Annotated in this window: 26 protein-coding genes and 2 tRNA genes; 8 read left to right on the forward strand and 20 right to left on the reverse strand. The window is 63.8% G+C overall.

What is annotated here, in order from left to right; translation table 11 throughout:
* Positions 1 to 119 precede the first annotated feature (119 nt).
* The 4 genes from A9K71_RS20060 to A9K71_RS20070 form a co-directional block, all read right to left on the reverse strand.
* Positions 120 to 539: a VOC family protein gene (locus A9K71_RS20060; RefSeq protein ID WP_066999758.1), complete on the reverse strand. Its 420-nt coding sequence runs from the start codon at positions 537 to 539 to the stop codon at positions 120 to 122.
* Positions 540 to 625: 86 nt separating this feature from the next.
* On the reverse strand, positions 626 to 1,459 hold the full coding sequence (locus tag A9K71_RS20065; protein ID WP_066999761.1) for a helix-turn-helix domain-containing protein: 834 nt from the start codon (positions 1,457 to 1,459) through the stop codon (positions 626 to 628).
* 138 nt (positions 1,460 to 1,597) lie between these two features.
* Positions 1,598 to 1,768, reverse strand: coding sequence for a hypothetical protein (locus A9K71_RS30680; protein WP_082980616.1), 171 nt, complete (start codon positions 1,766 to 1,768; stop codon positions 1,598 to 1,600).
* A 52-nt stretch (positions 1,769 to 1,820) separates the two neighbouring features.
* A complete protein-coding gene (locus tag A9K71_RS20070) occupies positions 1,821 to 2,606 on the reverse strand; it encodes a TSUP family transporter (RefSeq protein ID WP_066999763.1) in 786 nt (261 codons plus the stop codon).
* 112 nt (positions 2,607 to 2,718) lie between these two features.
* On the opposite strand from A9K71_RS20070, the gene A9K71_RS20075 reads away from it, so the two are divergent.
* Positions 2,719 to 3,144 carry a TerB family tellurite resistance protein gene (locus A9K71_RS20075; protein ID WP_066999766.1) on the forward strand — a complete coding sequence of 142 codons (426 nt, stop codon included), beginning with the start codon at positions 2,719 to 2,721 and terminating at the stop codon, positions 3,142 to 3,144.
* Positions 3,145 to 3,159: 15 nt separating this feature from the next.
* Here A9K71_RS20075 and A9K71_RS20080 read toward each other — a convergent pair whose 3' ends face one another.
* The 5 genes from A9K71_RS20080 to A9K71_RS20100 all read right to left on the reverse strand — a co-directional run bounded on the left by A9K71_RS20080 (position 3,160) and on the right by A9K71_RS20100 (position 9,493).
* Positions 3,160 to 4,782: a dipeptide ABC transporter ATP-binding protein gene (locus A9K71_RS20080; protein ID WP_066999769.1), complete on the reverse strand. Its 1,623-nt coding sequence runs from the start codon at positions 4,780 to 4,782 to the stop codon at positions 3,160 to 3,162.
* Positions 4,779 to 5,648 carry an ABC transporter permease gene (locus tag A9K71_RS20085; protein ID WP_066999772.1) on the reverse strand — a complete coding sequence of 290 codons (870 nt, stop codon included), beginning with the start codon at positions 5,646 to 5,648 and terminating at the stop codon, positions 4,779 to 4,781. The genes A9K71_RS20080 and A9K71_RS20085 overlap by 4 nt, the downstream gene beginning before the upstream one ends.
* A complete protein-coding gene (locus A9K71_RS20090; protein ID WP_066999775.1) occupies positions 5,645 to 6,592 on the reverse strand; it encodes an ABC transporter permease in 948 nt (315 codons plus the stop codon). Before A9K71_RS20090 ends, A9K71_RS20085 begins: the two co-directional genes overlap by 4 nt.
* Before the next feature lie 29 nt (positions 6,593 to 6,621).
* A complete protein-coding gene (locus tag A9K71_RS20095; RefSeq protein WP_066999778.1) occupies positions 6,622 to 8,100 on the reverse strand; it encodes an ABC transporter substrate-binding protein in 1,479 nt (492 codons plus the stop codon).
* A gap of 115 nt (positions 8,101 to 8,215) precedes the next feature.
* On the reverse strand, positions 8,216 to 9,493 hold the full coding sequence (locus A9K71_RS20100) for an acetylornithine deacetylase/succinyl-diaminopimelate desuccinylase family protein (protein ID WP_066999780.1): 1,278 nt from the start codon (positions 9,491 to 9,493) through the stop codon (positions 8,216 to 8,218).
* A gap of 255 nt (positions 9,494 to 9,748) precedes the next feature.
* Here A9K71_RS20100 and A9K71_RS20105 point away from each other — a divergent pair, with 255 nt between their 5' ends.
* Complete coding sequence (locus A9K71_RS20105; RefSeq protein WP_066999783.1) at positions 9,749 to 10,180, forward strand: L,D-transpeptidase; 432 nt, start codon at positions 9,749 to 9,751, stop codon at positions 10,178 to 10,180.
* Positions 10,181 to 10,373: 193 nt separating this feature from the next.
* A complete protein-coding gene (locus tag A9K71_RS20110) occupies positions 10,374 to 11,219 on the forward strand; it encodes a hypothetical protein (protein WP_156752725.1) in 846 nt (281 codons plus the stop codon).
* A gap of 141 nt (positions 11,220 to 11,360) precedes the next feature.
* On the opposite strand, the gene A9K71_RS20115 is transcribed toward A9K71_RS20110, so the two are convergent.
* From A9K71_RS20115 to A9K71_RS20155, 9 genes are all read right to left on the reverse strand, one after another.
* Positions 11,361 to 12,347: a lipid A biosynthesis lauroyl acyltransferase gene (locus A9K71_RS20115; protein ID WP_066999789.1), complete on the reverse strand. Its 987-nt coding sequence runs from the start codon at positions 12,345 to 12,347 to the stop codon at positions 11,361 to 11,363.
* Between the two features lie 6 nt (positions 12,348 to 12,353).
* Complete coding sequence (locus tag A9K71_RS20120) at positions 12,354 to 13,382, reverse strand: zinc-binding dehydrogenase (RefSeq protein ID WP_066999792.1); 1,029 nt, start codon at positions 13,380 to 13,382, stop codon at positions 12,354 to 12,356.
* Between the two features lie 38 nt (positions 13,383 to 13,420).
* Positions 13,421 to 14,692 (reverse strand): beta-ketoacyl-ACP synthase, encoded by a 1,272-nt coding sequence (locus tag A9K71_RS20125; RefSeq protein WP_066999795.1) that lies wholly within the window; start codon positions 14,690 to 14,692, stop codon positions 13,421 to 13,423.
* 17 nt (positions 14,693 to 14,709) lie between these two features.
* Positions 14,710 to 15,900 (reverse strand): beta-ketoacyl-ACP synthase, encoded by a 1,191-nt coding sequence (locus A9K71_RS20130; protein WP_066999798.1) that lies wholly within the window; start codon positions 15,898 to 15,900, stop codon positions 14,710 to 14,712.
* Positions 15,901 to 15,946: 46 nt separating this feature from the next.
* The gene (locus A9K71_RS20135; RefSeq protein WP_066999801.1) at positions 15,947 to 16,228 is read right to left on the reverse strand and encodes an acyl carrier protein; all 282 of its coding nucleotides are present in this window, start codon (positions 16,226 to 16,228) and stop codon (positions 15,947 to 15,949) included.
* A 175-nt stretch (positions 16,229 to 16,403) separates the two neighbouring features.
* On the reverse strand, positions 16,404 to 17,549 hold the full coding sequence (locus A9K71_RS20140) for a slipin family protein (protein WP_066999804.1): 1,146 nt from the start codon (positions 17,547 to 17,549) through the stop codon (positions 16,404 to 16,406).
* A 352-nt stretch (positions 17,550 to 17,901) separates the two neighbouring features.
* Positions 17,902 to 17,970, reverse strand: a tRNA-Met gene (locus A9K71_RS20145).
* Positions 17,971 to 18,044: transfer RNA gene (locus A9K71_RS20150), tRNA-OTHER, on the reverse strand. It lies immediately after the preceding tRNA gene.
* A 221-nt stretch (positions 18,045 to 18,265) separates the two neighbouring features.
* Positions 18,266 to 18,814, reverse strand: a complete 549-nt coding sequence (locus tag A9K71_RS20155; protein ID WP_066999807.1) for a histidine phosphatase family protein — start codon at positions 18,812 to 18,814, stop codon at positions 18,266 to 18,268.
* Positions 18,815 to 18,978: 164 nt separating this feature from the next.
* On the opposite strand from A9K71_RS20155, the gene A9K71_RS20160 reads away from it, so the two are divergent.
* From A9K71_RS20160 to A9K71_RS20170, 3 genes are all read left to right on the forward strand, one after another.
* Positions 18,979 to 19,929, forward strand: coding sequence for an AEC family transporter (locus A9K71_RS20160; protein WP_066999816.1), 951 nt, complete (start codon positions 18,979 to 18,981; stop codon positions 19,927 to 19,929).
* Between the two features lie 152 nt (positions 19,930 to 20,081).
* Positions 20,082 to 21,539, forward strand: coding sequence for an NAD-dependent succinate-semialdehyde dehydrogenase (locus A9K71_RS20165; RefSeq protein ID WP_066999819.1), 1,458 nt, complete (start codon positions 20,082 to 20,084; stop codon positions 21,537 to 21,539).
* A gap of 96 nt (positions 21,540 to 21,635) precedes the next feature.
* Positions 21,636 to 22,658 carry an aldose epimerase family protein gene (locus A9K71_RS20170; protein ID WP_066999822.1) on the forward strand — a complete coding sequence of 341 codons (1,023 nt, stop codon included), beginning with the start codon at positions 21,636 to 21,638 and terminating at the stop codon, positions 22,656 to 22,658.
* Here the strand turns inward: A9K71_RS20170 and A9K71_RS20175 are convergent.
* Positions 22,655 to 23,575, reverse strand: a complete 921-nt coding sequence (locus A9K71_RS20175) for a sugar kinase (protein WP_066999825.1) — start codon at positions 23,573 to 23,575, stop codon at positions 22,655 to 22,657. The genes A9K71_RS20170 and A9K71_RS20175 overlap by 4 nt on opposite strands.
* A 154-nt stretch (positions 23,576 to 23,729) precedes the next feature.
* Here A9K71_RS20175 and A9K71_RS20180 point away from each other — a divergent pair, with 154 nt between their 5' ends.
* The gene (locus A9K71_RS20180) at positions 23,730 to 24,173 is read left to right on the forward strand and encodes a FixH family protein (RefSeq protein ID WP_066999827.1); all 444 of its coding nucleotides are present in this window, start codon (positions 23,730 to 23,732) and stop codon (positions 24,171 to 24,173) included.
* Positions 24,174 to 24,180: 7 nt separating this feature from the next.
* On the forward strand, positions 24,181 to 25,389 hold the full coding sequence (locus A9K71_RS20185; RefSeq protein WP_066999830.1) for a cytochrome c peroxidase: 1,209 nt from the start codon (positions 24,181 to 24,183) through the stop codon (positions 25,387 to 25,389).
* A gap of 59 nt (positions 25,390 to 25,448) precedes the next feature.
* Here A9K71_RS20185 and A9K71_RS20190 read toward each other — a convergent pair whose 3' ends face one another.
* Positions 25,449 to 25,901: an Lrp/AsnC ligand binding domain-containing protein gene (locus tag A9K71_RS20190; RefSeq protein ID WP_066999833.1), complete on the reverse strand. Its 453-nt coding sequence runs from the start codon at positions 25,899 to 25,901 to the stop codon at positions 25,449 to 25,451.
* Positions 25,902 to 26,063 lie beyond the last annotated feature (162 nt).

Below are 26,063 nucleotides of genomic sequence, written 5' to 3' on the forward strand. Positions count from 1 at the left end.
GCGAAAGCTTCCGTCGCATCGTCATCCTCGGGTCTTCGCGTCCGCTTCGCTCCCGCTCCGCCCGTGGATGACGAAGTTCAGGCGTTTTCGCCAGCCGCAAATGCCGGCGCGGATAGCAACTACGCCTTCTCGCCCGCCTTCGGCCAGTAGGTGCCGAAGGACCAGACATTGCCTTCGGGGTCGAGGCAGATGAACTCGCGACTGCCATAGTCGCGGTCGACCAGTTCCTGGGTGATCCTGGCGCCGGCCTTCTTCGCCTTGGCATAGGCGGCATCGGCGTCATCGACGGCGATGTAGATGGACTTGCCGCCGCCACCGCCGGGCTCGCCGACCATCTTGCCGTAATCGTCGTCGCGCGCGGTGCCCAGCATGATCATCGAGGACCCAAAGGTCAGTTCCGCGTGGTGAACGATGTCGCCATCGCCATAACGGGAGCGCAGTTCGAAGCCGAAGGCCTCGCTGAGCCAGTCGATCATCGTAGCGGCGTTCCTGTATCGCAGGGCTGGATAGAGACGGGGTGCTTCGTTTGTTGTTGGCATGACAATATCCCTGTGGCGGTTGAATGAATGCCAGTCTGTGCGAAGGCGGTTTCCACGTCTTGAAGAAATGTTACCTCGCCTGAGGCTTAGATCAGTGCGGCGAGCCCGGACGGCGTTTCGCCGGCAAGCTGACGGAATTCGCGCACCAGATGCGCCTGGTCGGCGTAGCCGCAATCGGCGGCAATGCCGGCCCAGTTGTCGTCCTGCCGCTTCGACAGCGACAGCGCGCGGTTGAAGCGCAGGATGCGTGACAATGTCTTCGGGCCGATGCCGATCGCGTCGGTGAATTTCGCCGCCAGATGCTTGCGGCTCCAGCCGATCTCGCTGGCGAGCGCCGAAATGCGGGTGCGGCCGCCCGATGCGATGACCGTCCGGTAGGCCCAGGCGATTTCGGGCGAAAGCGCATGCGCGTCCGCGAGGCGGCCTGCGATGAAACCCTCGGCAATGTCGAAGCGCTTGTCCCAATCCGACGCTTCGCCGAGTTGTTCGCGCAGCGCGATGCCATCAAAGCCCATCGCATCGTCCAACCCGACCAAGCGGTCTCGCAACTCACTCATCGGCAGGCCGAAGAATTGCCTGGCGCCGAGCGGCGTGAAATTGACCTGGACACAGCAGGCGGCGCCGAAGGATTCGATCATGACCGGGCCGGCATAGAGACCGGCGGCGAAGCTGGCATAGCGATCGTTGTCGCCCGGGCTGCGGCCGAGCCCGATGGCGAAGGCTCCGGCGAAGCTGATCACCAGCGGTACGGTCAGCGAGGCATATTCGACCATGCGGAAATGGCCTGGCCGTATTTCCCGGTAGCCGCAGATATCCGTGACGATGCCTGCGAGAGAAGCGGCGGGTTTGCGCCGCACCATCTCGAAATGGAGGGCGGGAGAGCGAGTATCCTGCCGATGGCGCTCCGTCTCGTCGGACATGCCGCGAGCCTAGCAGAACACGCTCGCAAAAATCAAAAGCGCCCGGCAAGGCCGGGCGCCCCGAGTTGCCTGAGATTGGTGTTGGCGGTTAACGCAATTCCGGACGGAAAACCGCTGCACACTTTTCCTGGAATTGCGTCAAGCGCCGCGCATCAGACAGCCGCCGGCGAGCACGACATAGGCGATGAGCATGATCCACACCGACGCGAGAGGAATGAACGCAAGAAGGCCGAGAGCGGCGAGAAGGCCAATGACGGCGATGACCAACGAAATAATGAACACGATCTGCGTGGGCGCACTAAGATTCATGTCTGGTCCCTCCAACATGATTCGCAACACCCGAATTCTACCAGCAGGACAGTCACACACCAATGAGTTGGCGTAGGGGATTGGCCGGGTCGGCAAGCAGCTTCACCGCCAGCGCTACACACACGATCACCAGCAGCGGCTTGATCAGTCTTGCGCCGATTTTGATGGCGAGGCCTGCGCCGAGGCGGGCGCCCAGAAACTGGGCGACACCCATCATCAGACCGATCTTCCAGTCGATGACGCCGACGGCGGCGAAGACGACGAAGCCGCCGATGTTGGAGGCGAAATTGAGCAGCTTGGTGTGCGCGGTCGCCTTGAGCAGACCATAGCCGGCAAGGCTGACGAAGGCGAGCATAAGGAACGAGCCCGTGCCTGGGCCGAACAGACCGTCGTACAAGCCAATGGCAGGCACAACCGTTAGGCCGAATAGGAGCGGCGACAGACGTTCTGCGCGGTCAACGTCGTTCATGTTGGGTTTGAACGCGAAGTATAGAGCGATCGCGATCAGGAGAACCGGCAAAAGGGCGCGCAGGAAGTCGCCGGGCACGATCGTCGCCAGCAGGGCGCCGATGGCGCCGCCAACCAGCGCCAGCAGCGCGGGAGGCAGTTGTCGGCGCAGATCGACCTGGCCATTGGCGGCATAATGGATCGTGGCCGAGCCGGACCCGAACATGCCCTGCAGCTTGTTGGTGCCGAGCGCTGCCACCGGAGAGAAGCCCGCCAGGAGCAGCGCCGGGATGGTGATCAGGCCGCCACCGCCGGCGATCGAGTCGACGAAGCCCGCCGCGAAAGCGGCTGCGGTGAGCATGAAGACAGTCTGCAAGGTAAGGTCGATCATCGGGCTGTGGGTCAAGGCGGGGGACGGCTGCTTCCATCATGCTTAGACAGTTTGCGCAAGACCGATTCCACGCTAACAATTTCAACGGAATCGCAAAGGGAGGCTTACGGCGATGGCGCTGCTCGACCAGATACGCTCGATCTTCGACGGCGACCCGGGCGTACGCAAGGTAGCGGACGATCCGGTGCTGTCGGCCGAGCTTCTGATGCTGTTCCGGATGATCCTGGCCGACGGCGCGGTGTCGGAGAGCGAGATGGTCGCCTTCCGGCACATCTGCAAGGAAGCCTTTGGCATTCCCGAAGCCTCGATCGACAGCGTCGTCGAATATCTCAACGACTACGGCTACGAGACCAACGGTTCACAAGCGATCGCGCTGTTCCGCGACCTCGATGTCGAGCGGCGAAAGCTGCTTGCGCGCCACATGGCCGAGATCGCGAAGGCGGATTCCAAGCTTGCCGAGAGCGAGGTGAAGCTGCTGCGTCGCACGCTCGACCTGCTCGACATCAGCCCGGTGGATTTGGTCAAACCGGAGGGCTGAGCGCGGGCTCGCCGCTTACCCTTGTTCCTGCATGCGTCGCGCTATGGCACGGTGAAGGTCCGGCGCCGCCGCGACCAGCGCCTGCGCGGCTTCCGAGCGCGGGCTGTCGAGCACATCGGCCGTCCTGCCGCGCTCGACGATCTTGCCCTCATGCATGACCAGCACCTCGTCCGACATGGCGCGGGCAACCGTCAGGTCATGGGTGATGAACAGATAGGCGATGCCGAGCTTCTGGTTAAGCTCGGCGAAGAGGTCGAGGATCTGGGCGCGGATCGACACATCCAACGCCGAGACCGGCTCGTCGGCGACGACCAGTTTCGGGCGGGTGATGATGGCGCGGGCGATCGATAGGCGCTGGCGCTGGCCGCCCGAGAATTCATGCGGATATTTGTCCATGTCGCGCGGGCCGAGTCCGACCTCATGCAGCGCATGCGCGACCAACTCGCGCCGCTCGGCTTTCGACGGCTGGGTCTCGAGAAGATGCAACGGCTCGGCGACCAGCTTCTCGACCTTCTGGCGTGGATCGAAGGAGCCGTAAGGGTCCTGGAAGACAACCTGCATGTCGCGCCTGGCCGGCTTCAGCTCGGCCTCTGATTTGCCGGTGATGGTCTCGCCGCGAAAGCGGATTGAGCCCGCCGTCGACTTGTCCAGTGCCAGGATCATGCGGGCGAGCGTGGATTTGCCGCAGCCGGAACGGCCAACGAGGGCTACCGACTGGGCCGGCTCGATGGTTAGCGATACATCGTCGACGGCGCGGATCGGCTCTGCCGCCCGGAACAGGGATTTGCGCCGACCCGGATAGTCGCGGCTCAGGCCTTCGACTTCGAGCAGCGGCTTTGCCGAACCGGCAAGGTGTTTTTTGGGCCGCGCCGGCACATGCATGGAAGCCAGCGCCAGCTCGCGCGTGTAGGGGTGGTGTTGTGCCGACAGCGTGCGCGCGGTGTCGCCGGCTTCCATCACTTCGCCATGGCGCAGGATGGTCAGACGGTCGGCCATCTCGGTCACCACCGCGAGATCGTGCGAGATGAGCAGCAGGCCCATGCGGCTCTCGCTGACGAGGTCGCGCAGCAGGTCGAGGATCTGCGCCTGCAGCACCACATCGAGCGCCGTGGTCGGCTCGTCGGCGATCAGCAGTTTTGGCTTCAGCGCGCAGGCGATGGCGATGACGACGCGCTGGCGCTGTCCGCCGGAGAGCTCATGCGGGTAGCGCGACAGCGGGAACTTGGCTTCCGGCAGGCCGACACGGTCGAGCATTTTTCGCGCTCGATCCTCGGCCTCGGCGCGGCCCGCCCTGGTGTGCCAGCGAATGCCCTCGGCCACCTGCTCGCCGATGGTCTTGACTGGATTGAGCGCCGTCATCGGCTCCTGGAAAACCATGCCGATGTCGTCGCCGCGCAGCGCACACATCTGGTCCTCGCTCGCTGCAAGGAGGTCGATGCCGTCGAAAGTGACGCGTCCGCTGGCTTGAGCTAGATGCGGCAGCAGGCTCATGATCGTCAGCGCCGTCATCGATTTGCCGGAACCGGATTCGCCGACCAGGCCGACCACCTCGCCAGGCGCAATCGCAAGCTCGACCTGCTTCAGGATCGGCGTTCCGCCGATGACAAGCGACAGGTTCTCGATCTGGAGCAGGCTCATCGCCGCCGCCGCGATTTCGGATCGAGGATGTCGGCGATGCCGTCGCCGAGCAGGTTGAGCCCAAGCACGGTCACGATGATCGCCATGCCGGGAAAGATCGCCATCCACGGCGCCGTCACCATCCGCGTCTGCGCGTCGAACAGCATGCGGCCCCAGCTCGGCATTGGCGGCTGCGCGCCCAGTCCCACATAGGAAAGCCCCGCTTCGGCGAGGATGCCCAGCGCAAACTGGATCGTGCCCTGTACCAGCAGCAGTGTCGCGATGTTGGGCAGGATGTGCTCGATAGAAATCTGCGTCATGCCCTTGCCGGCAGCCCGTGCGGCGAGGATGAATTCGCGCGGCCAGATCGCCAAGGCGCCGGCGCGGGCCACGCGCGCAAAGACCGGGATGTTGAATATGCCGATGGCGATGATGGCGTTGACGGCGCCCGGGCCGAAAATGGCCGTGATCATGATCGCCGACAGCAGCGCCGGGAAGGCGAAGACGAGATCGTTGATGCGCATCAGCGCCTCGTCCGCAAGGCCGCCCCGCGCCGCCGCGAAGGCGCCGAGCGGCACGCCGATGCCCATGCCGATACCGACCGCCACCAGCGCCACCGCGATCGAGTTGCGTGCGCCGACCATGATCATCGAAAGGATGTCGCGACCGAAATAGTCGGTGCCGAACCAATGCGTCCACGAGGGCGCCTGCGTCTTGTCTGCGATCACCAGCTTGGTGACGTCGTAGGGCGTCCATACAAAGGAGAGCAGCGCAATCGCGGCCACCAGCAGCGTGATGGCGAAGCCGATCAGAAAAGAGCGGTTGCCGAAGGCTTTGGCCAGAACCCCGGCAAGCGTTTCCTCGGGCAGGTCGACGCGCACCGTCATTGCCGGCCCCTGAGCCGCGGATCGACAACGGCGTAGGAGAAGTCGACCAGCAGATTGACGGCGATCACGGCGGCGACCAGCAGCATGACGACGCTCTCGACGACGATCAGGTCGCGCTGGGTGATGGCCTGGAACACCAGCCGTCCAAGCCCCGGCAGATAGAAGACATTCTCGATGATAATGGTGCCGGCAAGCAGGAACGCGAATTGCAGGCCGAGAATGGTGAGCACCGGGATCATGCCGTTGCGCAGCGCGTGGCGCCAGAGCACGGCGCGGTAGGGCAGACCCTTGGCGCGGGCGGTGCGGATATAGTCTTCGTTGAGCACCTCGATCAGCGCCGAGCGGGCGACGCGCGCCAGGATCGCCGCCTGCGGCAGCGCCAGCGCCACCGCCGGCAGCAGCAGCGATTTTACCGCCGGCCAGATCCCGGCGCCCCAGCCAGGAAACCCACCCGCCGGCACCAGCCGCAGCCAGACGGCGAAGAGATAGATCAGCATCAGCGCGAACCAGAAATTCGGCACGGCAACGCCGAGTTGGGCAGCACCCATGGCGACTGTGTCGCCGGCCCGGCCCTGGCGGCCGGCGGAAAACACCCCGACCGGAATGGCTATGACGGTCGACAGCGCCAGCGCGATTAGCGCCAGCGGCAGAGAAACGACGACGCGCTCACCCACGAGGTCGATGACGGGAACCGAATAGGTGTAGGAGCGACCGAAATCGAGGCTGAGCAACCCGCCCGCCCAGTGCAGGTAGCGCAGGACAAGCGGCGCGTTCAGGCCCATCTGGTTGCGCAACAGCTCGACCTGGTCGGCGCTGGCGTTGAAGCCCAGCATCAGGCGCGCCGGGTCGCCAGGCAGGATTTCCATGACCGCAAACACCACCATCGAGGCCAGCACCAGCGTGATGGCCGCGATGATGAGGCGCTTGAGGAGATAGGTGGCCATGGGAGGCGATCAGGCGACCGCGCCGGCCGTCAATCCGTCCACTTCACCTTGGTAAGGTCATTGGCCTGAATCGGTGCATTCTCCCACAGGCCCTGCAGCTTCGCGTCCCAGACCCCGACCTTCGGCAGCTCGTAAAGGAAGCCGACCACGGCGTCGTCGGCCAGGATCTTCTGCGCCTCTGCCAGCAGCTCTTTCCGCTTCGCCTCGTCCGAGGTCAGGTTGAGCTTGGCGATGATGGCGTCGAAGGCCGGGTTGTCGTAGTTGAAGTAATAGTCCTTGCGCGAATAGATATCGATGTCGTTCGGCTCGGTGTGGGAGACGATGGTGAGGTCGTAGTCCTTCTTGGTGAAGACCTGATCCAGCCATTGCGCCCATTCGACGGGGATGATCTCCAGATCGATGCCGACATCGCGCAGCTCGGACGCGATGATCTCGCCGCCAAGCCGCGCATAGGACGGCGGCGGAAGCTTCAGCGTCGCCTTGAAGCCTTTTTCTAGGCCGGCTTCCTTCAGCAGTTCCTTGGCCTTGTCGACATTGTGCGGATAGAGGCCGGTGAGGTCGACATAGTCTTTGTTGGCGGGCGACATATGCGAGCCGATCGGCACGCCGAGGCCCGCCGAGGCGCCGTCGATGATCGCCTTGCGGTCGAGCGCGAAGGAGATGGCCTGGCGCACCTGGAGGTTGTCGAAGGGCGGCTTCTTGTTGTTGATCGAAAGAATCGTCTCGCCTTCGGTGGAGCCGATCACCACCTTGAAACGCGGATCGTCCTTGACCTGAGCGACGCTGTCGGGATCGAAGAAGGGGAAGGCCTGGATGTCGCCGGAAAGCAGCGCCGGCACGGCCGCGGCGGCATCGGGTACGATGCGGAACTCGACCTTGTCGAGCGCAACCGGGGCACCCCAGTAATTATCCGACTTCACAAGCGTGATCGACGAGCCCTTGGCCCAGCTCTGGAACTTGAAGGGGCCGGTGCCGACCGGCTTTTCCTTGTTGGTGTCGGCCGATTTCGGTGACACGATCACCGCGTCGCCCCAGCCCATATTGTACAGGAAGGAGCCTTGCGGGTTTTTCAGCGTGACCTTCACCGTCGCCGGATCGACGACATCGACCTTGTCGATCTGCGCGAACAGCCCCTTTTGGGCGTTGACCGAATTGTCGGCCCGGGCACGGTCGAGAGAGAATTTCACGTCATCGGCGCTGAAATCGCTGCCGTCGTGGAATTTCACGCCGGTGTGCAGCTTGAAAGTGTAGATCTTGCCGTCATCCGAGATGGTCCAGCTTTCGGCAAGGTCGGGGATCACCTCGCCGTTCGGACCGATGCGGGTGAGACCTTCGAAGACATTGGCGTAGAGCACCTCGTCGATGGCGGCGGCGGCGCCCGCGGTCGGATCGAGATGCGGGGGTTCGAGCGGAATGCCGATGACGAGGTCGGTGCGGGCCGAAAATGCCGACGTGGCGGCAGCGAAAATAAGCACAGCGGCGGCCAAAATGGTCTTCCACAGTTTCATTGCCGAACTCCCATGCGGTCAAACGGACAAGCCCAGCGGATAGAAGCGTGATTTGGCCTGTGAGTAAATTGCGTTTCGTGCTGCCGGGTGGCGCCAAGGGAAATGTTTTTCCCGATCAGCCGGTTGTACCGCGCAGCAGCACGTCGAGGCCGATCGCCATCACCTTGGCCGCGTCCACCATGTCGGCGATGCCCACCCATTCGTCCGGCCGATGCGCGAGATCGAGGATGCCGGGGCCATAAGCGATGCAGTCATAGATCTGGCCAATGCGGGCAACATGCTTCTGGTCGTAGGTACCGGGCGAGATGACGTATTCCGGCTCGCGGTCGAAGATTTCCATGATGCCCTTGGCGACGGCTTTCACCACCGGCGCGTCGCGCTCGGTCATCAGCGGCAGCACCTCCATCAGGTCGCGGATCTCGTAGTCGAACTTTTCTCGCTCGCGCTTCAGCCGGTCGAGGATGCCGGTGACTTCACCCTTGACGGTGGCGAGGTCTTCCTCGAGCAGAAAGCGGCGGTCGATGGTCAGCCGGCAGGAATCCGGCACGTTGGGCGAGGGCAGTCCCGGCCGGAAATCCTCGGTCTGGCCGCCATGCACGGAATTGATGTTCATGGTCGAGCGCCGGGCGCCCTCGGGCACCACCGGCATGCGCGTCACCTTGCGGTCGAGCGCCGGGAAAAGCTCGTCCTCGAAGGCCTGCACGACGGCGCCCATATGGCGCACCGCGTTGTCACCGAGGAACGGCATCGAGCCATGCGCGATCTCGCCCTTGGTCTCGATCTCGGCCCACCAGACGCCGCGATGGCCCAGGCAGATGCGGTCCTTGTTCAGCGGCTCGGGGATGATGACGTGGTCGACCTTCGGCTTCGAGAAATAGCCGAGCTTCGCCAGATGGGCGACGCCGCCGAACCCGCCGGATTCCTCGTCGACCGTGCCGGATATCTCTATGGCGCCGCGAAAGTCGGGGTAGACCTCCATGAAGGCTTCGGCGGCAATGACAGAAGCCGCCAGCCCGCCTTTCATGTCGCAGGCGCCGCGGCCGTAGACCCTACCTTCCTTCACCAGGCCGGCGAAAGGATCGACGGTCCAGCCTTCGCCGGCCTCGACCACGTCGATATGCGAGTTGAAATGGACGCAGGCACCGGGCGAGCGGCCGTCGAAGCGGGCGACGACATTGACGCGCGGGTAGCGGTCGGTGTCGCCGGGCGTGCCTTCTGCGCGAATGAATTCGGTTTCGAAGCCGAGCTTCTTGAGGCGTGCGCCAAGATATTCGGCACATGGCCGGTAGGCCTCGCCGGGCGGATTGACGGTCGGAAAGCGGATGAGCTCGGCGGTCAGCGCGATCAGGTCGTCGACCCGGTCATCGACGGCCCGGAGGAGTCGTTCATTCATCCTGCCGATTGAAGAAGCAACGCGGCGCTTTTGCAAGCTGCCTTTCGCGGTTGCCGGACAATGATTGAGGGCAGGCTCGCGCTTAAACCGTTGAGAGTGGGTGGCGGCCCAGCAACTATGACGGGAAATCATTCAAATTCGCGAAATCGAATTGGCGAATTTGTCAAGGAGTGTGTGGTACTTAACGCACCTGCCGGCAAAAATGATGGAAAAGAGACCACGTGATGGCAGGGGGCAATCGAAGGGGTTCATCGCATGAAAAAATCCAGCCTCATGGCGGCCGTGCTGGCAACCACGTTGCTCGGCACGTCGATCGCAAGCCGGGCGGCTTCGCTGGTCGCCAATATCGACGTCTCGACGCAGACGATGACCGTCAGCAGATACGGCCAGGTGCTGTATCGCTGGAATGTATCGACGGCCCGCAGGGGCTACTTCACACCGCGCGGCAGCTACCGGCCGCAATGGACCGCGCGGATGTGGTACTCGCGCAAGTATGACAATTCGCCGATGCCGTATTCGGTGTTCTTCCGCGGCGGCTACGCCATTCACGGCACCGGCGCCGTGAAGTATCTCGGGCGTCCGGCCTCGCATGGCTGCGTGCGCCTGCATACGGCCAATGCCGCGACTTTTTATTCGATGGTGAAGGAAGCCGGCTACGGCAACACGCGAATCGTCGTCACCGATTGAAACGGGCCGGAGAGGGCTGACTACGCCGCAGGCAGCATCTGATGGCTGCGCCTGCTCCTTTCGGAGCGTTGCAGCAATGCCGCACATGCTTCGAAAACAAACAGCTTATACTAGCGCGAGCATCGCCGAAGCTGGTTTGCATGACTGCGCAGTTATAAGTACGAAGCGTTGTTCTGGCTGCTTGGGGACTTTAATGTATCGATTTCTATTGAGCGCTGCGATCGCGGCAACCGCAACCTCGGCTTTTGCTGCCGATGCACCCGTTGTTCTGGACCAGGAACTCGCGCAGCCGCATATATCAGGTTATGGCGAAATCTATCTCGGAGGTCTCTATTTCGCGACCCCCGGGGACGACTCGGATGGCACGACTGCCGGCGGCGCTGTTCGGGTGAATTTCCCGATCGACGCCCGCTGGAACATCCAGACTGACGGGGTGATCGATTCGCTTTGGGTCGAAGGCACGAACATCTACAGCTACGGCGGTGCGATCCACGGTTACTGGCGCGATCCGAGCTCATATGCGCTGGGTGGATTTGCGACGATAAACGGATTTGGCGGCGATAACGGCATCGGTGACTTAGACCTTTATACCTTCACTGTCGGTCCAGAGGCTCAGGCCTATTTCGGCAACGTGACGACCTACGGGCAGGCCTACTACGGGCAGTTGCGGGCCAGCGGCGAGTCCGAACATTTCGACAATTGGGGCGGCCGGGGTGTCGTGCGGTATTTCGCGCAAGACAATCTCCGCTTCGACGGTGAACTCGGCTTCTCGCGGCTGTCCGGTGTTGGCGGACATTTCGATACGGTCACGGCGGCATTGCAGGCTACTTATCGGTTCTCGGGGACCCCTTGGTCGGTATTTGGCCGCTATCAGCTGGATCACCTGACCTTCTCGGAGGCTTCAGGCAGCGTGAACATCCACAAATACGTGGTCGGCCTGCGGGCAAGCTTCGGCTCGGACACACTGCTTTCCGAGGATCGCAACGGTGCCACGATGGATACGTTCCGGCCGAACTTCACCATCCCCGCTCCGCTTTGAGACAGCTGAACCTGGAGCCGCGTGGACTTAGTCCTCGCGGCTTTGCGTTGCGCATGGGTCGCAACAGGGCTAGGGGAAAGCTATTTCCAAGCGGTTCAGCGTTTGATCCAGACGAAAGCGATCTGAACGTTCTCGGCCGCTTTAGCTGACCTTGGCCTGCTCACGCCGCTTACGTCGGCGGCCGCTCATCTCCCAGCGCTTGTGGAACCACATCCACTGTCCGGGATCCTCGCGCACCCAGCGCTCGACGACGTCGGCGAGCAGCTGCGTGGTGGCGTGAACATCGACGCTGCCGGTTTCGGTGCGCGGCAAGTCGAGCTTGTCTTCGATTTCCAATCGGAAACGGTTTCCCGGCAGCCTGACGCAGCGCGCCGGATAGACATCGCAGTCATAGTGGCGGGCGAGCATGCCCAGCACGGGATTGCTCTGGGAGGGGCGACCAAAGAAGGTCGTCTCGACGCCGTTCGTGAATTTCTGATCGACCAGCACGCCGATATTGCCGCCGTTTTCCAGGATGGCGGCAAGGGCGAACGATGCGCCGGTCGAGGACGGCAGCAGGCCTCCCATGCTCGAGCGGCGTGTCGAGTGGATGTAGTCGGCAAGGTAGGGATTGTTGGGCGGGCGGAACAGCGCCGTGATGTTCATGCCGAAGGTGGCGGCGGCGACCGGCAAAAGCTCGAAATTGCCGAGATGGCCGGTGAACAGGATATGCGGCTTCTTTTCGCCTGCGATTTCGACGAAATGCTCGATACCGCTGACCTCGACCCGGCCCGGCTTGGCGGCATTCGGGTCAAAATCGAAGAGGGCATCGAGGAAGATGTATTCGGCGGCAAGCCGGGCCATGTTGCCCCACATGTCGGACGCGATGGCCTCGATTTCGGCATCGCTCTTTTGCGGATAGGCAAGGCGCAGATTGTTGACGGCTACCCTGTGCCGTCCGACCATCGGCCCGATGCGGCGGGCGACGCGGTCGGCGAAGTTGAGCGCGCTGTCAGGCGGCAAAAGGCGCAGCAGGCCGATGATCGCCATGGCAAGCCGCGCCACCAGCCAGTGCTCCATTTGGCGTAGCCGCCGGCCATAGCGGAACATGAAGTCCCGGCGGGCTTTCTTGAGCACCTTGCCGACCATCTTGTCTTAGGAAACGCGAAGAATGATCTTGCCGAAGACGTCGCGGCCTTCCATGCGCTTCAGCGCGGCGTCGATGTCGTCGAAGCCGACTTCGGTGTCGATCACGGGCGCGACGAGACCGGCCGCCATCTTCTGCATGGCATCGGCCATGTTCTCCATGCGGCAGCCGAAGGAGCCGAGCAGCTTCAGCTGTTGCTGGAAAAGCTGCATCAGATTGACCTGCGTCGAGACGCCGGAGGTCGAGCCGCAGGTGACGAGGCGGCCGCCGCGCTTCAGGCACAGCATCGAGCCGGCAAAGGTGTCGGCGCCGACATGCTCGAACACGACATCGACGCCCTTCTTCTTCGTCAGCTTGCGCACCACGCCTTCGAAGCGATCCTCGCGATAGTTGATGACATGGTCGGCGCCAAGCGCCTTCGCCTTGTCGATCTTGTCGTTCGAGCCGACCGTAGTGATGACCGTGCAGCCCATGCGCTTCGCCAATTGGATGGCTGCGGAGCCGATGCCGGAGCCACCGGCATGGACGAGGATGGTCTCACCGGGCTCCAGTTTCGCGTTGTCGAACAGCATATGCTCGACCGTGCCGAAGGTGACGGGTGCGACGGCAGCGCCGATCTCGGAGACACCGGGCGGCGCAGGCACCAGGAGACGGGCAGGCAGGTTGATCTTTTCCTGCGCGAAGCCGTCGAGATGAAAACCGTGGACGCCGGAGACGTGCTCGCAAAGATTGTCGCGGCCCTCGCGGCAGGCACGGCAGAGCCCGCAGGTTCGCGCGCCGTAGATCGACACCAGTTGCCCGGGCAGGAGGGTGGAGACGCCGGGTCCGACCGCCTCGACCTCGCCCGAGGCTTCGGCGCCGACGACCAGCGGCAGCTTGCGCTTGGCGAAGGCCATGCCGCGCCAGCCCCAGACGTCGATATGGTTGAGCGCCACCGCCTTGATGCGGAGCGTCACTTCACCTTGCGAAGGCGGCGGGGGAGGCGGAAGGTCCACCGTTTCAAGGCGGCGGTCCTCGATAAGTTGCAATGCGCGCATTTGGCCTGTCGGTACTTTGGAAGCGGGAAAACGTCCGCTTAGACCGGTTCCCGCGCCATGACAAGGCAGGTGTTCTGGCCGCCGAAACCGAAGGAATTCGACAGAACCGTGCCGACCTCGGCGTTGCGCTTCTTGTTTGGCACCACGTCGAGCACGATTGCCGGATCAGGATTGTCGTAATTAATGGTCGGCGGGATAACGCTTTCGCGCATGGTCATCAGCGAGAACGCGGCCTCGACCGCGCCGGCAGCGGACAGCGTGTGGCCGATCATCGACTTGTTCGACGAGATCGGCATCGAGCCGATCCGCTCGCCGAACACGGTCGACAGCGACAGATGCTCCATCTTGTCGTTTTCCGGCGTCGAGGTGCCGTGCGCGTTGACGTAGTCGATCTCGTCCTCGCTCAAGCCGGCATCCGCAAGGGCGGCGCGTACCGCGGCGATGGCCGGCGAACCGTCAGGCTTGGAGCGGGTGCGGTGGAAGTCGTCGGCGCGCTCGCCGCAGCCGCGCATGATGCCGAGGATGGTGGCTCCCCGGGTAAGTGCCGCCTCCAGCGATTCCAGCACCAGAGCGCCGGAACCTTCGGCAAGGACAAAACCGTCGCGGTCCTTGGAGAAGGGTTTCGAGGCCTTTTCGGGAATGTCGTTGTGGGTGGAAAGCGCCGAGAGCAGCGAGAAGCGGATCAGGGCTTCGGCCGTGGCGGAGCCGTCGGCGCCGATCGACAGCGCCTTGTCGCATTCGCCGCGGCGGATCGCCTCGACACCGAGCTGGATGGCGGTGGCGCCTGACGCGCAGGCTGTCGACAGCGTGATCGGCAGGCCGCGCGTGCCAAAACGATCGGCCAGGCGATCGGCGATCGAGCCGAACTGGGTGGTCTCGAAAATGCCGAGCTCCTTCAGTCCGCGCGCCACGCGCAGCAATCTCTCGGAACCGCTTTCCTTCTTGTCGGAATTGTAGAGCGAGAAGCGGTCGGCCCAATCGAGCTCGACCGGCGGCGAGGCGAGAAAGAGCGGGCCGCCGAAATCGCCGGAATCGAGGCCGGCCTCCGACACCGCTTCCTGGGCGGCCGTCTCGGCCAGCTCGTAGGTGAGGGGGCTGGCACCCTTGGAGCTCGACGGCAGGAAATCGACCATGCCGGAGATGCGGGTGTTCAGATGATCGACGGGAAAGCGGGTGATCGGATGGATGCCGGACTTTCCCGAGGTCAGCGCCGCCCAGTTGTCGGCCTTGCCGACGCCAAGCGAAGTCACCACGCCGATGCCGGTCACGGCAACGATCGGCCTGCCCATGTGATCGCGGAGATTGGCCATGTTCTGTCTGTCTCGCTCTAAGCGGCCTTGATCAGCCCCAGGCCCTCGAATTGGTGATAGCCGATAGCCGTTGCAAGGACGGAGCTGGGGGCGCCTTCGAATGGCTGCTCCACTGTGGCATCGAAGACAGGGTAGGGAGCCTTGCGGTCGACGGCGAGCGCGGCAAGCGCCACGGCGAAGGGGAACTGCGCTTCCTTCATGTGGCCGGTGAGCGTCGAGAAGGCGCGCACTGCAAGCGCCGGGTCGGCATCGAGTGCCGCCTTTTCGGCCGCCGTGGCGGCATGGGCGCCGGAGGCACCGGAAATCGTCAGCAATTGGCCGGCGGGCAGCCCCGCCTGCTTCAGCAAAGCGGCGATGTCGGCATTCAGCTCGCCGCGCCGGCGCCGGGCCCGGCCGGAAACCACAGGACCGAGCTCAGCATAGATCCTGCGACCGCGGCTCTCCGCATGCTCGCGCTGTTCGAGCACCAAGAAAGCGCCGCCCGAGCCCGTCACCACGCCGCCGCCTTCCGCGCCCTGTCTTTGCCAGACCGGCCTCCACGGGCCGCGATGCAGATAGCCGGCGAGTTCATAGCCGAGCAGCATGTCTGAGTGCTCGGTCTGGAACGCGCCGCCGACCAGCACATGGGTCGACTGGCCCGAGCGGATGCGCGCGGCGGCCGTCTCAACCGCCGAGACGCCGGCGCCTTCCTCGCCCATGAAGGTGCGAGACGAGCCGGTGACCTTGTGCACGATGGAGATGTTGCCGGCGAGCAGATTGGAAAGCTGGGCGAGGAAAAGCGTCGGCCGCAACTCCGTGGTCAGCTTCTCGTTGAGCAGCACGTCGCGGTCGTTGCGGCTCTCGGATGCTGCGAGTATCGCGCTGTCCACGGCCTCGTCGCGCTCGCCGCCGCCGGCCGCCACAACCATGTCCATGGTCGCGCAAAGCTCGTCATTGCCCTTGATCCCGGCGTCGTCCAGCGCCAGGCCGGCGACATAGGTGCCGAGCCGCTGCCAGGTTTCCATCTGGCGCTGGTCGCCGCGCTTGGCGATCTGCAGGTTCCAGTCGATCTCGGGCAGGGGATGAATTGTGTAGGGCGCAAAGCGCGTCGCATCGAGCACCGGCTCAACGCCCGGCCGGGTCAGCTTCTGCCAATGCGCGTCCGGCCCTTCTCCCAGCGAAGAGACAAGGCCGATACCGGTGATGACGACGTCGCGCGGGCTGCTCATGAGCGGCTTTGCTGGTCAGGCTGGAGGCGGGGCAAGGTCGCGCTCGTCAGGCGGCCTTGGCCGCGACCAGCGCGTCGATCTTGGCGCACAGGTTCTGCATGACGAAGTAGTCGTCGGTCGAAGCCTTGCCGTCATTGACCTCTTGCGTCCACTTCTCGAGCGGCACCTTGATGCCGAATTCCTTGTCGATGGCAAAGACGATGTCGAGGAAATCGAGGCTGTCGATGCCGAGATCGTCGATGGTATGGCTTTCGGGGGTGATGGTGTCGATATCGATCTCGCTGGTGTCGGCAATGATCTTGGCGACTTTCTCGAACGTGGTGGACAAGGGCTCTTCCTTCGGTTGCGGGCGGAATCTGTCCGCATCTTGTTTGGGCGCTGTCTAATCGGTTTTTCCGGGCAGGAAAAGGCCTGACACGCCGCGCGCAGATGGGATGCCGGCTTTCTGCACGCAAGAAGGGCCGCCGGGTTGCTGGCGGCCCTTCCCATTTTACTGCATAAGCTCAGCCTTCGCGGAGCTTGACCAGATCGTTGAGCAGCCCGCCCGTCCCGTTGTGGACGGTCAGGCGCTCGACCTTGCCGGCGATAGCCTCGAGAGCCTCAAGCTCCTTCAGCCGCAGCATCACCGGATTCTCGGCCATCACCTTGGCCGTGTTGAGCAGCGAACGCGTGGCGTTCGTCTCCTCGCGGCGGCGGATGACGTTGGCTTCGGCCTGCTTCTCGGCCGAAACCACCTGGTTGAGGATCTCGCGCATCTCGCCCGGCAGGATCACATCCTTAAGCGCGATATCGCTGACCTCGAGGCCGATCGCGGCCATGTCGGAACGCACCTTGGCGGCTGCCTCCTCATCGACCGTGATCTTCTTGTCGAGGATCTGGTCGAGGGTGAGCGCCCCGAGCGTCTTGCGGAAGGCGTACTGCAGGGCGCGGTAGAGGGCTTCCGAGAAGTCCTTCACCGTGCTCACCGCCGTCACCGGATCGACGACCCGGTATTCGGCGGCGATGTTGACGCGGATCGTCACGCGATCCTTGGTCAGCACTTCCTGCCCGGCGACATCAAGCGACTGCCGCTTGAGGTCGACGACCTTCACCTGGACCATGCGCCCGACATTCCAGAAGGCGTGCACACCCGCGGCAAGCGTGCGGGTGTAGACGCCGTCCACGAACAGCAGACCGACCTGCCCGTCCACGACCGGATGCAGGAACATGTGTTCCGTCTTTCGGTCCTGGCCGATCCGGCGCATCAAGGCCGGATCGACGGCCAGATCGGCCGCCGTGTCGACGGAGGTCACCGTCCACGGGCCGGCATCCGTCCACAGCACGAGCTTGCGATCCGGAGCGAGAACGGCATGAAGGGCGCCGTCGCGCTCGATCACGGCAATGTCGGTGCGCCCGGTGCGAACCACGGTGAAGTGACGCGCGGCCGCATCCGGGAGCTTGTCGAACAATGCCTTCTCGTAGGCCGAAACGAATTCCGGGTTCTTCAGGTCGTGCCTGGAGATTTCCAGGTTTCCGCGCCGGTTGTCGAGCCAATGTTCGCCCGGCATCAGGACAGCCTGGATCTCGCCCTTGTAGAGGGCGACGGCACGTTCATTTTCCTTCACGAGGACGCGCTGGCGTCCCAGAACCTTTTCGAGAATGGTCTTCATTGTCTTACTCCTGTCGGGCATGGCCCCATGCGAGGCGTCACGTCATGCGTCGATCGTCCTTTCGTTTCTCGTTTCGTTTCCCGGCACGGATGATCCGGAGACCGGTGGCATCGCCAGAGGCGGGCCTTCGGGAGCGGATCGCGGGGCGGCAAGGCGGGCGCCGGCGCCCGAAGGCTCCTTTGCCGGCATTGCCGCGCCTTGATCGTCGCCGCGAGCCTGGCCGCGAGCCGATGGCATCGGACCGTTCGATACGGCATCGGCCCGAAGGCTTAGCCGTCCGTCAGGTCTTCTGCATTCCGGTCCCCGGACCGTTTTGGATAACACCACCCAAAGGTGTCGGCTTAACAGGCCGTTGGAGAAGGAATCGAACCTTCGACAATCAGATTATGAGTCTGACGCTCTAACCAAACTGAGCTATCCGTGGTGCTGATGAAGGGACTCGAACCCCTGACCTCCGGACCCAAATCCGGCGCTCTTCCTCTGAGCTACATCGGCGATCCCAACACTCCGAAACGGCGCCGTACACAGCGCGGCAAAGCCGGCTGCGCGGGCGGAGACGAAAGCTCCAACCGTTGTGCTCGCTTCGGTTTTCGTGACCGGGAGCGCGCCTATAGACCCTGCGACGGCTTGTCGCAAGCGGCATTATCGCGGGGGCTTGCGGCTTCTTGCGGCTGTGGCATTTCGGCCACAGTGCTGAGCTGGGCAGACCTATGCCGTCAGAAGGTGACGCGGCCGAGCACTTTGAGGCCGTCTCCATTAGGCGCCACGACCACGGCCTCGCCCTCGCGCGGCGAGACGCCGGTGAGCGCCTGGATGTTTTCCAGATGCGTGACCAGCACCAGATTGTCAGAGCCGGAATAGCCCCGGATCTCCTTCATCACCGCCTCCATCTGAGCGGCCTTCTCAGCCGAATCGGTCTTGAGCAAGTCGAGCGGCGCAAATGGTTTCGGTTCGGCCTCGAAAGCGATGCGGGCGGTGTCAAGGCAGCGGCAGTAGCGGCTGGAGAGCACACGCTCGATGGGCGCCGCGCGCGCCGCAAACAGCGCCCCGATGCGGCTTGACTGCTGCTTGCCGCGCTCGGACAGGTTGAGCTGGGTGGCGCAATTGCCGATGTCGAAATTCGCCGGATCGGTGGTCCCGGTGACGAAGGCATGCCTAAGCAGGACGATATGGCCGCCATCGCGCAGCAGCGCCCAGCCGGCGTCGGTTGCGTGGGCGAGGGTGGGAACGGCAAGCAGGAAAAGCGCCAGGGCAAGTCGCAGCATGTGAAGTCCTTATGGCGGCCGGGAGAGGCCGGGGCCATGATCGGCATATAGGGACCGCAAAGCCGGCTGAAAAACAAGCAGAGGACCAACGGTCGGCCGGAGAACGGCCGATTGCACAGCGCTCGGGGCTTGCCTATCACGGGAAAGATGTCTCCGCCCGAACAATGACGCCGCTCACCGAAACCGTCCTCTTCGTCTTCAGTCTCGTTGCGCTCGGCTATTTCGCCGGCCGTACCGGCTATCTGAAGCCGGTGAGTGGTGAGGGCATATCCGAGTTCGCCGTCAACGTGGCTATGCCGCTGCTCTTGTTCCAGACGATGGTGCAGTCCGATTTCCATGGCGTGGCGCCATGGTCGCTGTGGAGCGCCTATTTTGCGGCGGTTGCCATCACCTGGTCCGCCGGGCACCTGGTCATGACGCGGCTCTTCGGCCGCGATGCCCGTGCCGGCATCGTCGGCGGCGTGTCCTCGGCCTATTCCAATGTCGTGCTGCTTGGCGCGCCCTTCATCCTCGGCATATTCGGCACCAGCGGCTTCGAGGTGCTGTCGCTGCTGGTCTCGATCCACCTGCCTGTCATGATGATGGCGTCAATCGTGCTGTTCGAGATGTTCGGCCGTCGCGGCGAGGAGTCCGTGCATCCGTTGCGCGTCATCCGGAATTTCCTCAGGCGGCTGTTCGTCAACCCGCTTATCGTTGGCATTCTCGCGGGGCTCGCCTGGCGCTTCACCGGCGCGCCGATGCCGCCGCTGATCGGGCGGCTGGTCGACGCTCTGGCCGATACGGCCGGGCCGGTGGCGCTGTTTGCGATGGGGCTCAGCCTGTGCCGCTTCGGCATATCCGGCAACATCCGCCCGGCGCTCGCGCTGTCGGCGCTGAAACTCTTCCTGATGCCGGCCTTGGTGCTGCTCGCGGTCTGGCTGCTCGGCCTGCCGCCGCTGACGGCAAAGGTCGCCGTCGTCGTGGCGGCACTGCCTTCCGGCATCAATTCCTATCTCATCGCCGTCCAATTCAACACCGGCCAGGCGCTGGCGTCCAACCAGATGACGATCGCCACGGCCAGCGCGGTGCTCACCACATCCTTCTGGCTGACGGTGGTCCTGCACGTGTTCGGCTAGCGCTCGTTTTTGCTGGCCCAACCCCCATATGCCATCTTGTGATTGCTTGCCGGGCTTTCCCTAGGTAAGAGCAATGCGCCGGCGTGCAGCCTTGCACGCCCCCGAATATCCAGAAAAACGGCCGATCAGCGCGCCGAAACGGAGGCCAGACCATGCTTCAGAAAACCAGTCATTTCATGCGCCAGGCCAATCTCATCAACGGCGAATGGGTGCAGGCCGACAGCGGGCAGACCATCGACGTCAACAATCCGGCGACCGGCCTGAAGATCGGCACCGTGCCGAAGGCCGGCAAGGCCGAAACCCGCCGCGCCATCGAGGCCGCCGATGAAGCATTCAAGAGCTGGCGCAAGACCACCGCGCTCGAGCGCTCGAAACTTCTGCGCAAGCTGCACGACGCAATGATGGACAATCAGGACGTGCTGGCCGAGTTGCTCACCATCGAGCAGGGCAAGTCGCTGTTCGAATCCAAGGGCGAGATCGGCTCGGCCGCGAGCTATATCCTGTGGTTCGCCGAGGAAGGCCGCCGCACCTATGGCGACATCGTGCCGTCGCCCTGGGGCGACCGCCGCATCCTGGTGACGAAGGAGCCGGTCGGCGTCATTGCCGCCATCACGCCATGGAACTTCCCGTCCTCGATGCTCGCCCGCAAGCTCGGACCGGCGCTGGCCGCGGGCTGCACGGCCGTGGTCAAACCGGCCTCGCAGACGCCTTATTCGGGCCTCGCCTGGGGCGCGCTCGCCGAAGAGGTCGGCTTCCCCAAGGGCGTCATCAACATCCTGACCGGTTCGGCAGGCGAGATCGGCGACGAGATCTGCGCCAACCCGCTGGTCAAGAAGATCACCTTCACCGGCTCGACCGAGGTCGGCAAGATCCTGATTCAGAAGTCGTCGACGACGGTCAAGAAAGTGTCAATGGAACTCGGCGGCAATGCTCCGTTCCTGGTCTTCGACGATGCCGACATCGATCGCGCCGTCACCGGCGCCATCACCGCGAAGTACCGCAATTCCGGCCAGACCTGCGTCTGCACCAACCGCTTCCTCGTCCAGGCGGGTATCTATGACAAGTTCGTCGAGAAGCTGGCCGCTGCCAGCAACAGTCTGAAGGTCGGCTCCGGCCTGGAAGAAGGCGTGCAGCAGGGGCCGCTGATCGACGAGAAAGCGGTCGAGAAGGTCGAGGAACTGATCGCCGATGCCACCTCGAAGGGCGGCAAGGTCGTTGCCGGCGGCAATCGCCATGCGCTCGGCGGCTCGTTCTTCCAGCCGACGGTCATCGCCGACGCCACGCCCAAGATGCGCTTCATGAAGGAAGAGATCTTCGGGCCGGTCGCCCCGGTGTTCAAGTTCGAGACCGAGGAAGAAGCGATCGCATTGGCCAACGACACCGAGTTCGGCCTCGCCTGCTATTTCTACACCGGCGATCTCGGCCGCGCCTTCCGCGTCATGGAAGGGCTGAAATACGGCATGGTCGGCGTCAATGAAGGCCTGATCACCACGCCCGAGGCGCCGTTCGGCGGCGTCAAGGAATCGGGCCTCGGCAAGGAAGGCGGACATCAGGGCATCGAGGACTATCTCGACACCAAATATGTCTGCCTCGGCGGCCTCGGCCTCTGACGACGCTCGACTGGTGGGGCAGGCATCAGGCCTGCCCTTGCCGGAGACGGCCGGCGTAGCCCACAGATCAATGAACTGACGTTTTCGGGCACAGCGATGAAGGACGGCGAGGTCTTCGGCACGACGCATGCGGGCGAGGCCGTTCGCCGCTTCACCATCCGTGGCGGTGGTCTCACGGCCAACATCATCGGGCTCGGCGCGATCATCCAGGATCTGCGGCTCGCCGGCCATGATGCGCCGCTGGTGTTGGGCTACGACCAGTTCGAGCCCTATGAGACCGACCGCGCCTATTTCGGCGCCGTCGTCGGCCGCTTCGCCAACCGCATTCGCGATGGTCGCTTCACCATCGCCGGCAAGCGCTACCAGACCGAGCGCAATTTTCTAGGGAAACACACGCTGCATGGCGGCTCGGAGGGCTATTTCCACCGGCCATGGTCGGTCTCGCTGCACGGGCGCGATTTCGTGACGCTGACACTGCACGATCCCGACGGGACGATGGGCTTTCCAGGCGCGCTGGACGTCACATGCACCTACCGGCTGAAGATCCCCGGCACGCTGAGCATGGAACTGACCGCCACATGCGAGGAGCCGACGCTTTGTAATCTTGCGCAGCACTCCTACTTCAATCTCGACGACGGGGGCGCGGGCGACATTCTCGACCACCGACTGATGGTCAATGCCGGCGCTTATACGCCCGTCGACGCAGAGATGATCCCGACCGGCGCGGTGAAGCCCGTCGACGGCACGGCCTATGACTTCCGCCAGGCGCGGCCGCTGCGCATGGAATCGGAAGGCGAGCAGCTTCCCTACGATCTGAATTACTGCCTCGCCTCCGGCCGTGGACCGCTGCATCAGGCAGCCTGGGTGCAGGGGGCCAGTTCCGGCGTCGAAATGGAGGTCTGGACCACCGAGCCCGGCCTGCAGCTCTATATCGGCCAGTATGTCGCGCCGTCCTCCCCTGGGCTGGACGGGCGCGGCTACAAAGCCTTTTCAGGCTTCTGCCTCGAAGCGCAGACCTGGCCCGACGCGCCGAACCGGCCCTATTTCCCACAGGCCACGCTTTGGCCGGGCCAGATCTACCATCAGGTGACGGAATACAGGTTCCGGCTCCCTAGCTAGGTTTCAAAGGCTGTTCTTAGAATCTCGAACGGCGCGAGCGCGCCGCGTACCTGTACGACGGCCGCAGCTACCCGATGCGCGCGCCGAACCGCGTCGACTGGGGCGTGACCGGCAAGCCGGGCGGCGAGATAGCCGCCGTTGAAGGAATCGCCGGCGCCGGTGGTATCGACAGGCGAGGCGACATGCACTGCCTCGATTGTTTCCGAGGCGCCGTCCACGGCAATCAATGCCGGCTGCTCGCCGTTCTTGACGACAACCTCGCCGACCAACGTCCCAAGTCGCTCCGCCGTCGCATGCGGCGTCTCATCGCCAAACAGCATCTGCTCATCCGGAAAAGTGGGCAATGCGATATCCGCGACGGCGAGCGCTTCCAAGATCGCAGCCTCAGCGGTTTCACGGCTCGGCCACAGCCGGGGACGGTAATTCGGGTCAAAGGCGACCAGCGAACCCGCCGCGCGTGCTGTCGCGACGGCCGAAAGCAGGGTTTTGCGCGCGGCATCATCCAGAATTGCCAAGGTGATTCCGGAAAAATAGACAAGCGCCTGGTTCTCAAGGCTTTTTGCCAGTGCCGCTGCATCGGAGGCAAGCTGGCGCGCGGCAGCATCGCTTCGCCAATAAGTGAATGCGCGCTCGGCTCCGGTGAGCGTGATGGCGTAAAGGCCCGGCCTTGCGCCGGCAATGACAGGGCTGCTGCCGATACCGATGCCGTTCTGGGCTAAGAACGCGATCTGATCGCGGGAAAAAGGGTCGTCGCCAAAGGCCGAGACATAGGTCGCGGGCCGGCCGGGGCTGAGCGCATGCAGCGCCCATAGCGTATTGAAGGTGTCGCCGGCAAAGCCCATACGCCAGTTCGGTCCTGCCTGGCCCGACAGTTCGAGCATGCATTCGCCGATCGACGTGACACCATTGGCTTCCATATGACTTGTCCTCCTAAAGCTTTGGTGCTGTAGCTTTTTGCAGCCGGCAGCGCCATGCTTGGCGCAGGCCGATTTTTGCGCCAGAAGCGATTTCCCACAGGCGGACGGGATGCTGCGCGCAGCCTGTGACGTTATCAGCCGAAGAGGAGCCGGTTTGGCATCGATATGGCGTTACATTCTTGCGGGTCTCGGTCTTGCTGCCCTGCTGGTCGGCATCCTGACAGTCGTCTATCTGACGGCGCCGCATTCGGCACCAGGCCCCGATACGTCGCGTTCGAAAAAGACGGCGAGCGGCCTGTTCGTTGCGAGCTTCGAGCCGGAGCGCGGCGTCATTCGGCAGGGCGAGCTGCAATCCTGGTTGCTGACGCTGAAGACCGCCGCCGGCGCTCCGGTGGAGGGCGCCGCGATCACCGTTTCCGGCGGCATGCCGCAGCACAATCACGGCCTGCCGACCAGCCCGCAGGCGACCGACTATATGGGGTCGGGACGCTACCGCATCGACGGCGTGAAATTCACCATGAGCGGCTGGTGGCAATTGCGCTTCGCGATCTCCGCGGCGGCGGGTTCCGATTCAGTCGTCTTCAACATTCTGTTGTGAGCGGCCGATGAAGCGTCTTCTCCGCCTCGCAAGCCTGTCCGCTCTGGTCGCGCTCGCTTTGCTTGGCGGTTGCGGCGAGCCCGAGTTCAGCGACGCCGAGAAGAAGACCATCGCCTCGCTGGCGTTGAACACGCTGCCGGCGCTCAAAGCGGACACGACGAACCAGTATGCCGATGTGCCGGCCGCTGCAGCGCTCGGATCGACGCTGTTCTTCGATGTCGGCATGAGCCGCGGCGGCACCGTGTCCTGCTCGACCTGCCACAAGATCGACCGTCAGTTCCAGGACGACCTGCCGCGGGCGGTCGGCGTCGGCCACACCAATCGCCGAACCATGCCGCTGGCCGGCGTGGCGCGCGATCCTTGGTTCTTCTGGGACGGACGCCGCGACAGTTTGTGGGCGCAAGCGCTGACGCCGCTCGAAAACCCGCTGGAGCAGGCCGGCAACCGCGCGGCCTTCGCGCATTACATCAAGGAGCGGTTCGGCGAGCGCTATGAGCGCATTTTCGGGCCGCTGCCCGATCTTTCCACCGTGCCGGCCAATGCCAGCCCGCTCGGCACCGAGGCCGAAAAGGCGGCATGGAACGCCATGCCCGCCAGGCAGGCCGAAGACGTCAACCGCGTCTTTGCCAATATCGGCAAGGCAATCGCGGCCTTCGAGCGCTCGATCGAACCTGGGCAGACGCGTTTCGACCGCTTCGCGATCGACCTCGCGACCGGCACCAAGCCGCAAGGCGATGCTGCCTTCTCGCCGGAAGAGATCCTCGGGCTGAAGCTGTTCATCGGCAAAGCCAATTGCGTGACCTGCCATAACGGGCCGCGCTTCACCGACAGTTCGTTCCACAACACCGGCGTGCCGCCGGTCAAGGATCTGCCGCCCGACCGCGGCCGGGTCGATGCCGTGGCTCAAGTGCAGGCGGACCCGTTCAACTGCTTCGGCAAGTTCCGCGACGGCGATGAAAGCGCCTGCCGCGAATTGCGCTTCATGGTGAAGGACGGGCAGCAACTCGTGCGCGCCTACAAGACGCCGTCGCTCAGGGGGGCAGCTACGCGTGCGCCCTACATGCATGCCGGGCAGTTCTCGGCCCTCGACGAGGTGGTGGCGCATTATTCGAAAGCGGCGCCCAGCGTTGACGGCGTTTCGGAGATCCACCCGCTCGAGCTTTCCGATCGCGAGCGCGCGGCTCTGGTGGCGTTTCTGAAGACTCTGTCGGAGTAGAGCCTTAATTTTGCGCGATCCCGGACGGAAAACCGCTAGGCATCTTTCCTGGAGTTGCGCTAGCGATCCTTCACCGTCTCCATCGCAACGAAGGTCGAAGTCTGTGCCACGTGGGGAAGGCCCGAAATGCGCTCGCCGAGCACGCGGCGGTAGGCGGCGATATCGGTGGTGCGGACTTTCAGGAGATAGTCGAAGCTCGACGCCATCATGTGGCATTGCTCGATCTCCGGCACGCCCTGCACCGCGCGGTTGAACGCGTCGAGCGCCGCCGAGCGCGTATCCGACAGCTTCACCTGGACGAAGGCGACATGGCCTTCGCCCATGCGCTCCCGGTCGATGATCGCGCGATAGCCTCTGATGTAGCCCTCCTTCTCAAGACGCTTCACACGGGCCTGCACCGGGGTCTTCGACAGCCCGACCTTCAAAGCCAGCTCGGACATTGAAAGCCGGCCGTCGCGCCCGAGCGCGGCCAGGATGTTGCGGTCAATGCGGTCCAATTGGTCTTCGTACATCGATCTTATGGTCAAAATGACGGGAGTTGAGCGGCTACGATAGCTCGAATGGACTATCTTGTCGATTTCTTTGGACCGACCTGGGCTCCCAGCTGTGCTAGCTTGCGCCAATCGGTCCGGCGACCGCCAGACCCGCTCGCTAACGCTTGCTCTCAGGATCCG

Origin of the sequence: Mesorhizobium sp. WSM3873, from assembly GCF_001672445.1 — a bacterium.
Taxonomy (GTDB): domain Bacteria; phylum Pseudomonadota; class Alphaproteobacteria; order Rhizobiales; family Rhizobiaceae; genus Mesorhizobium.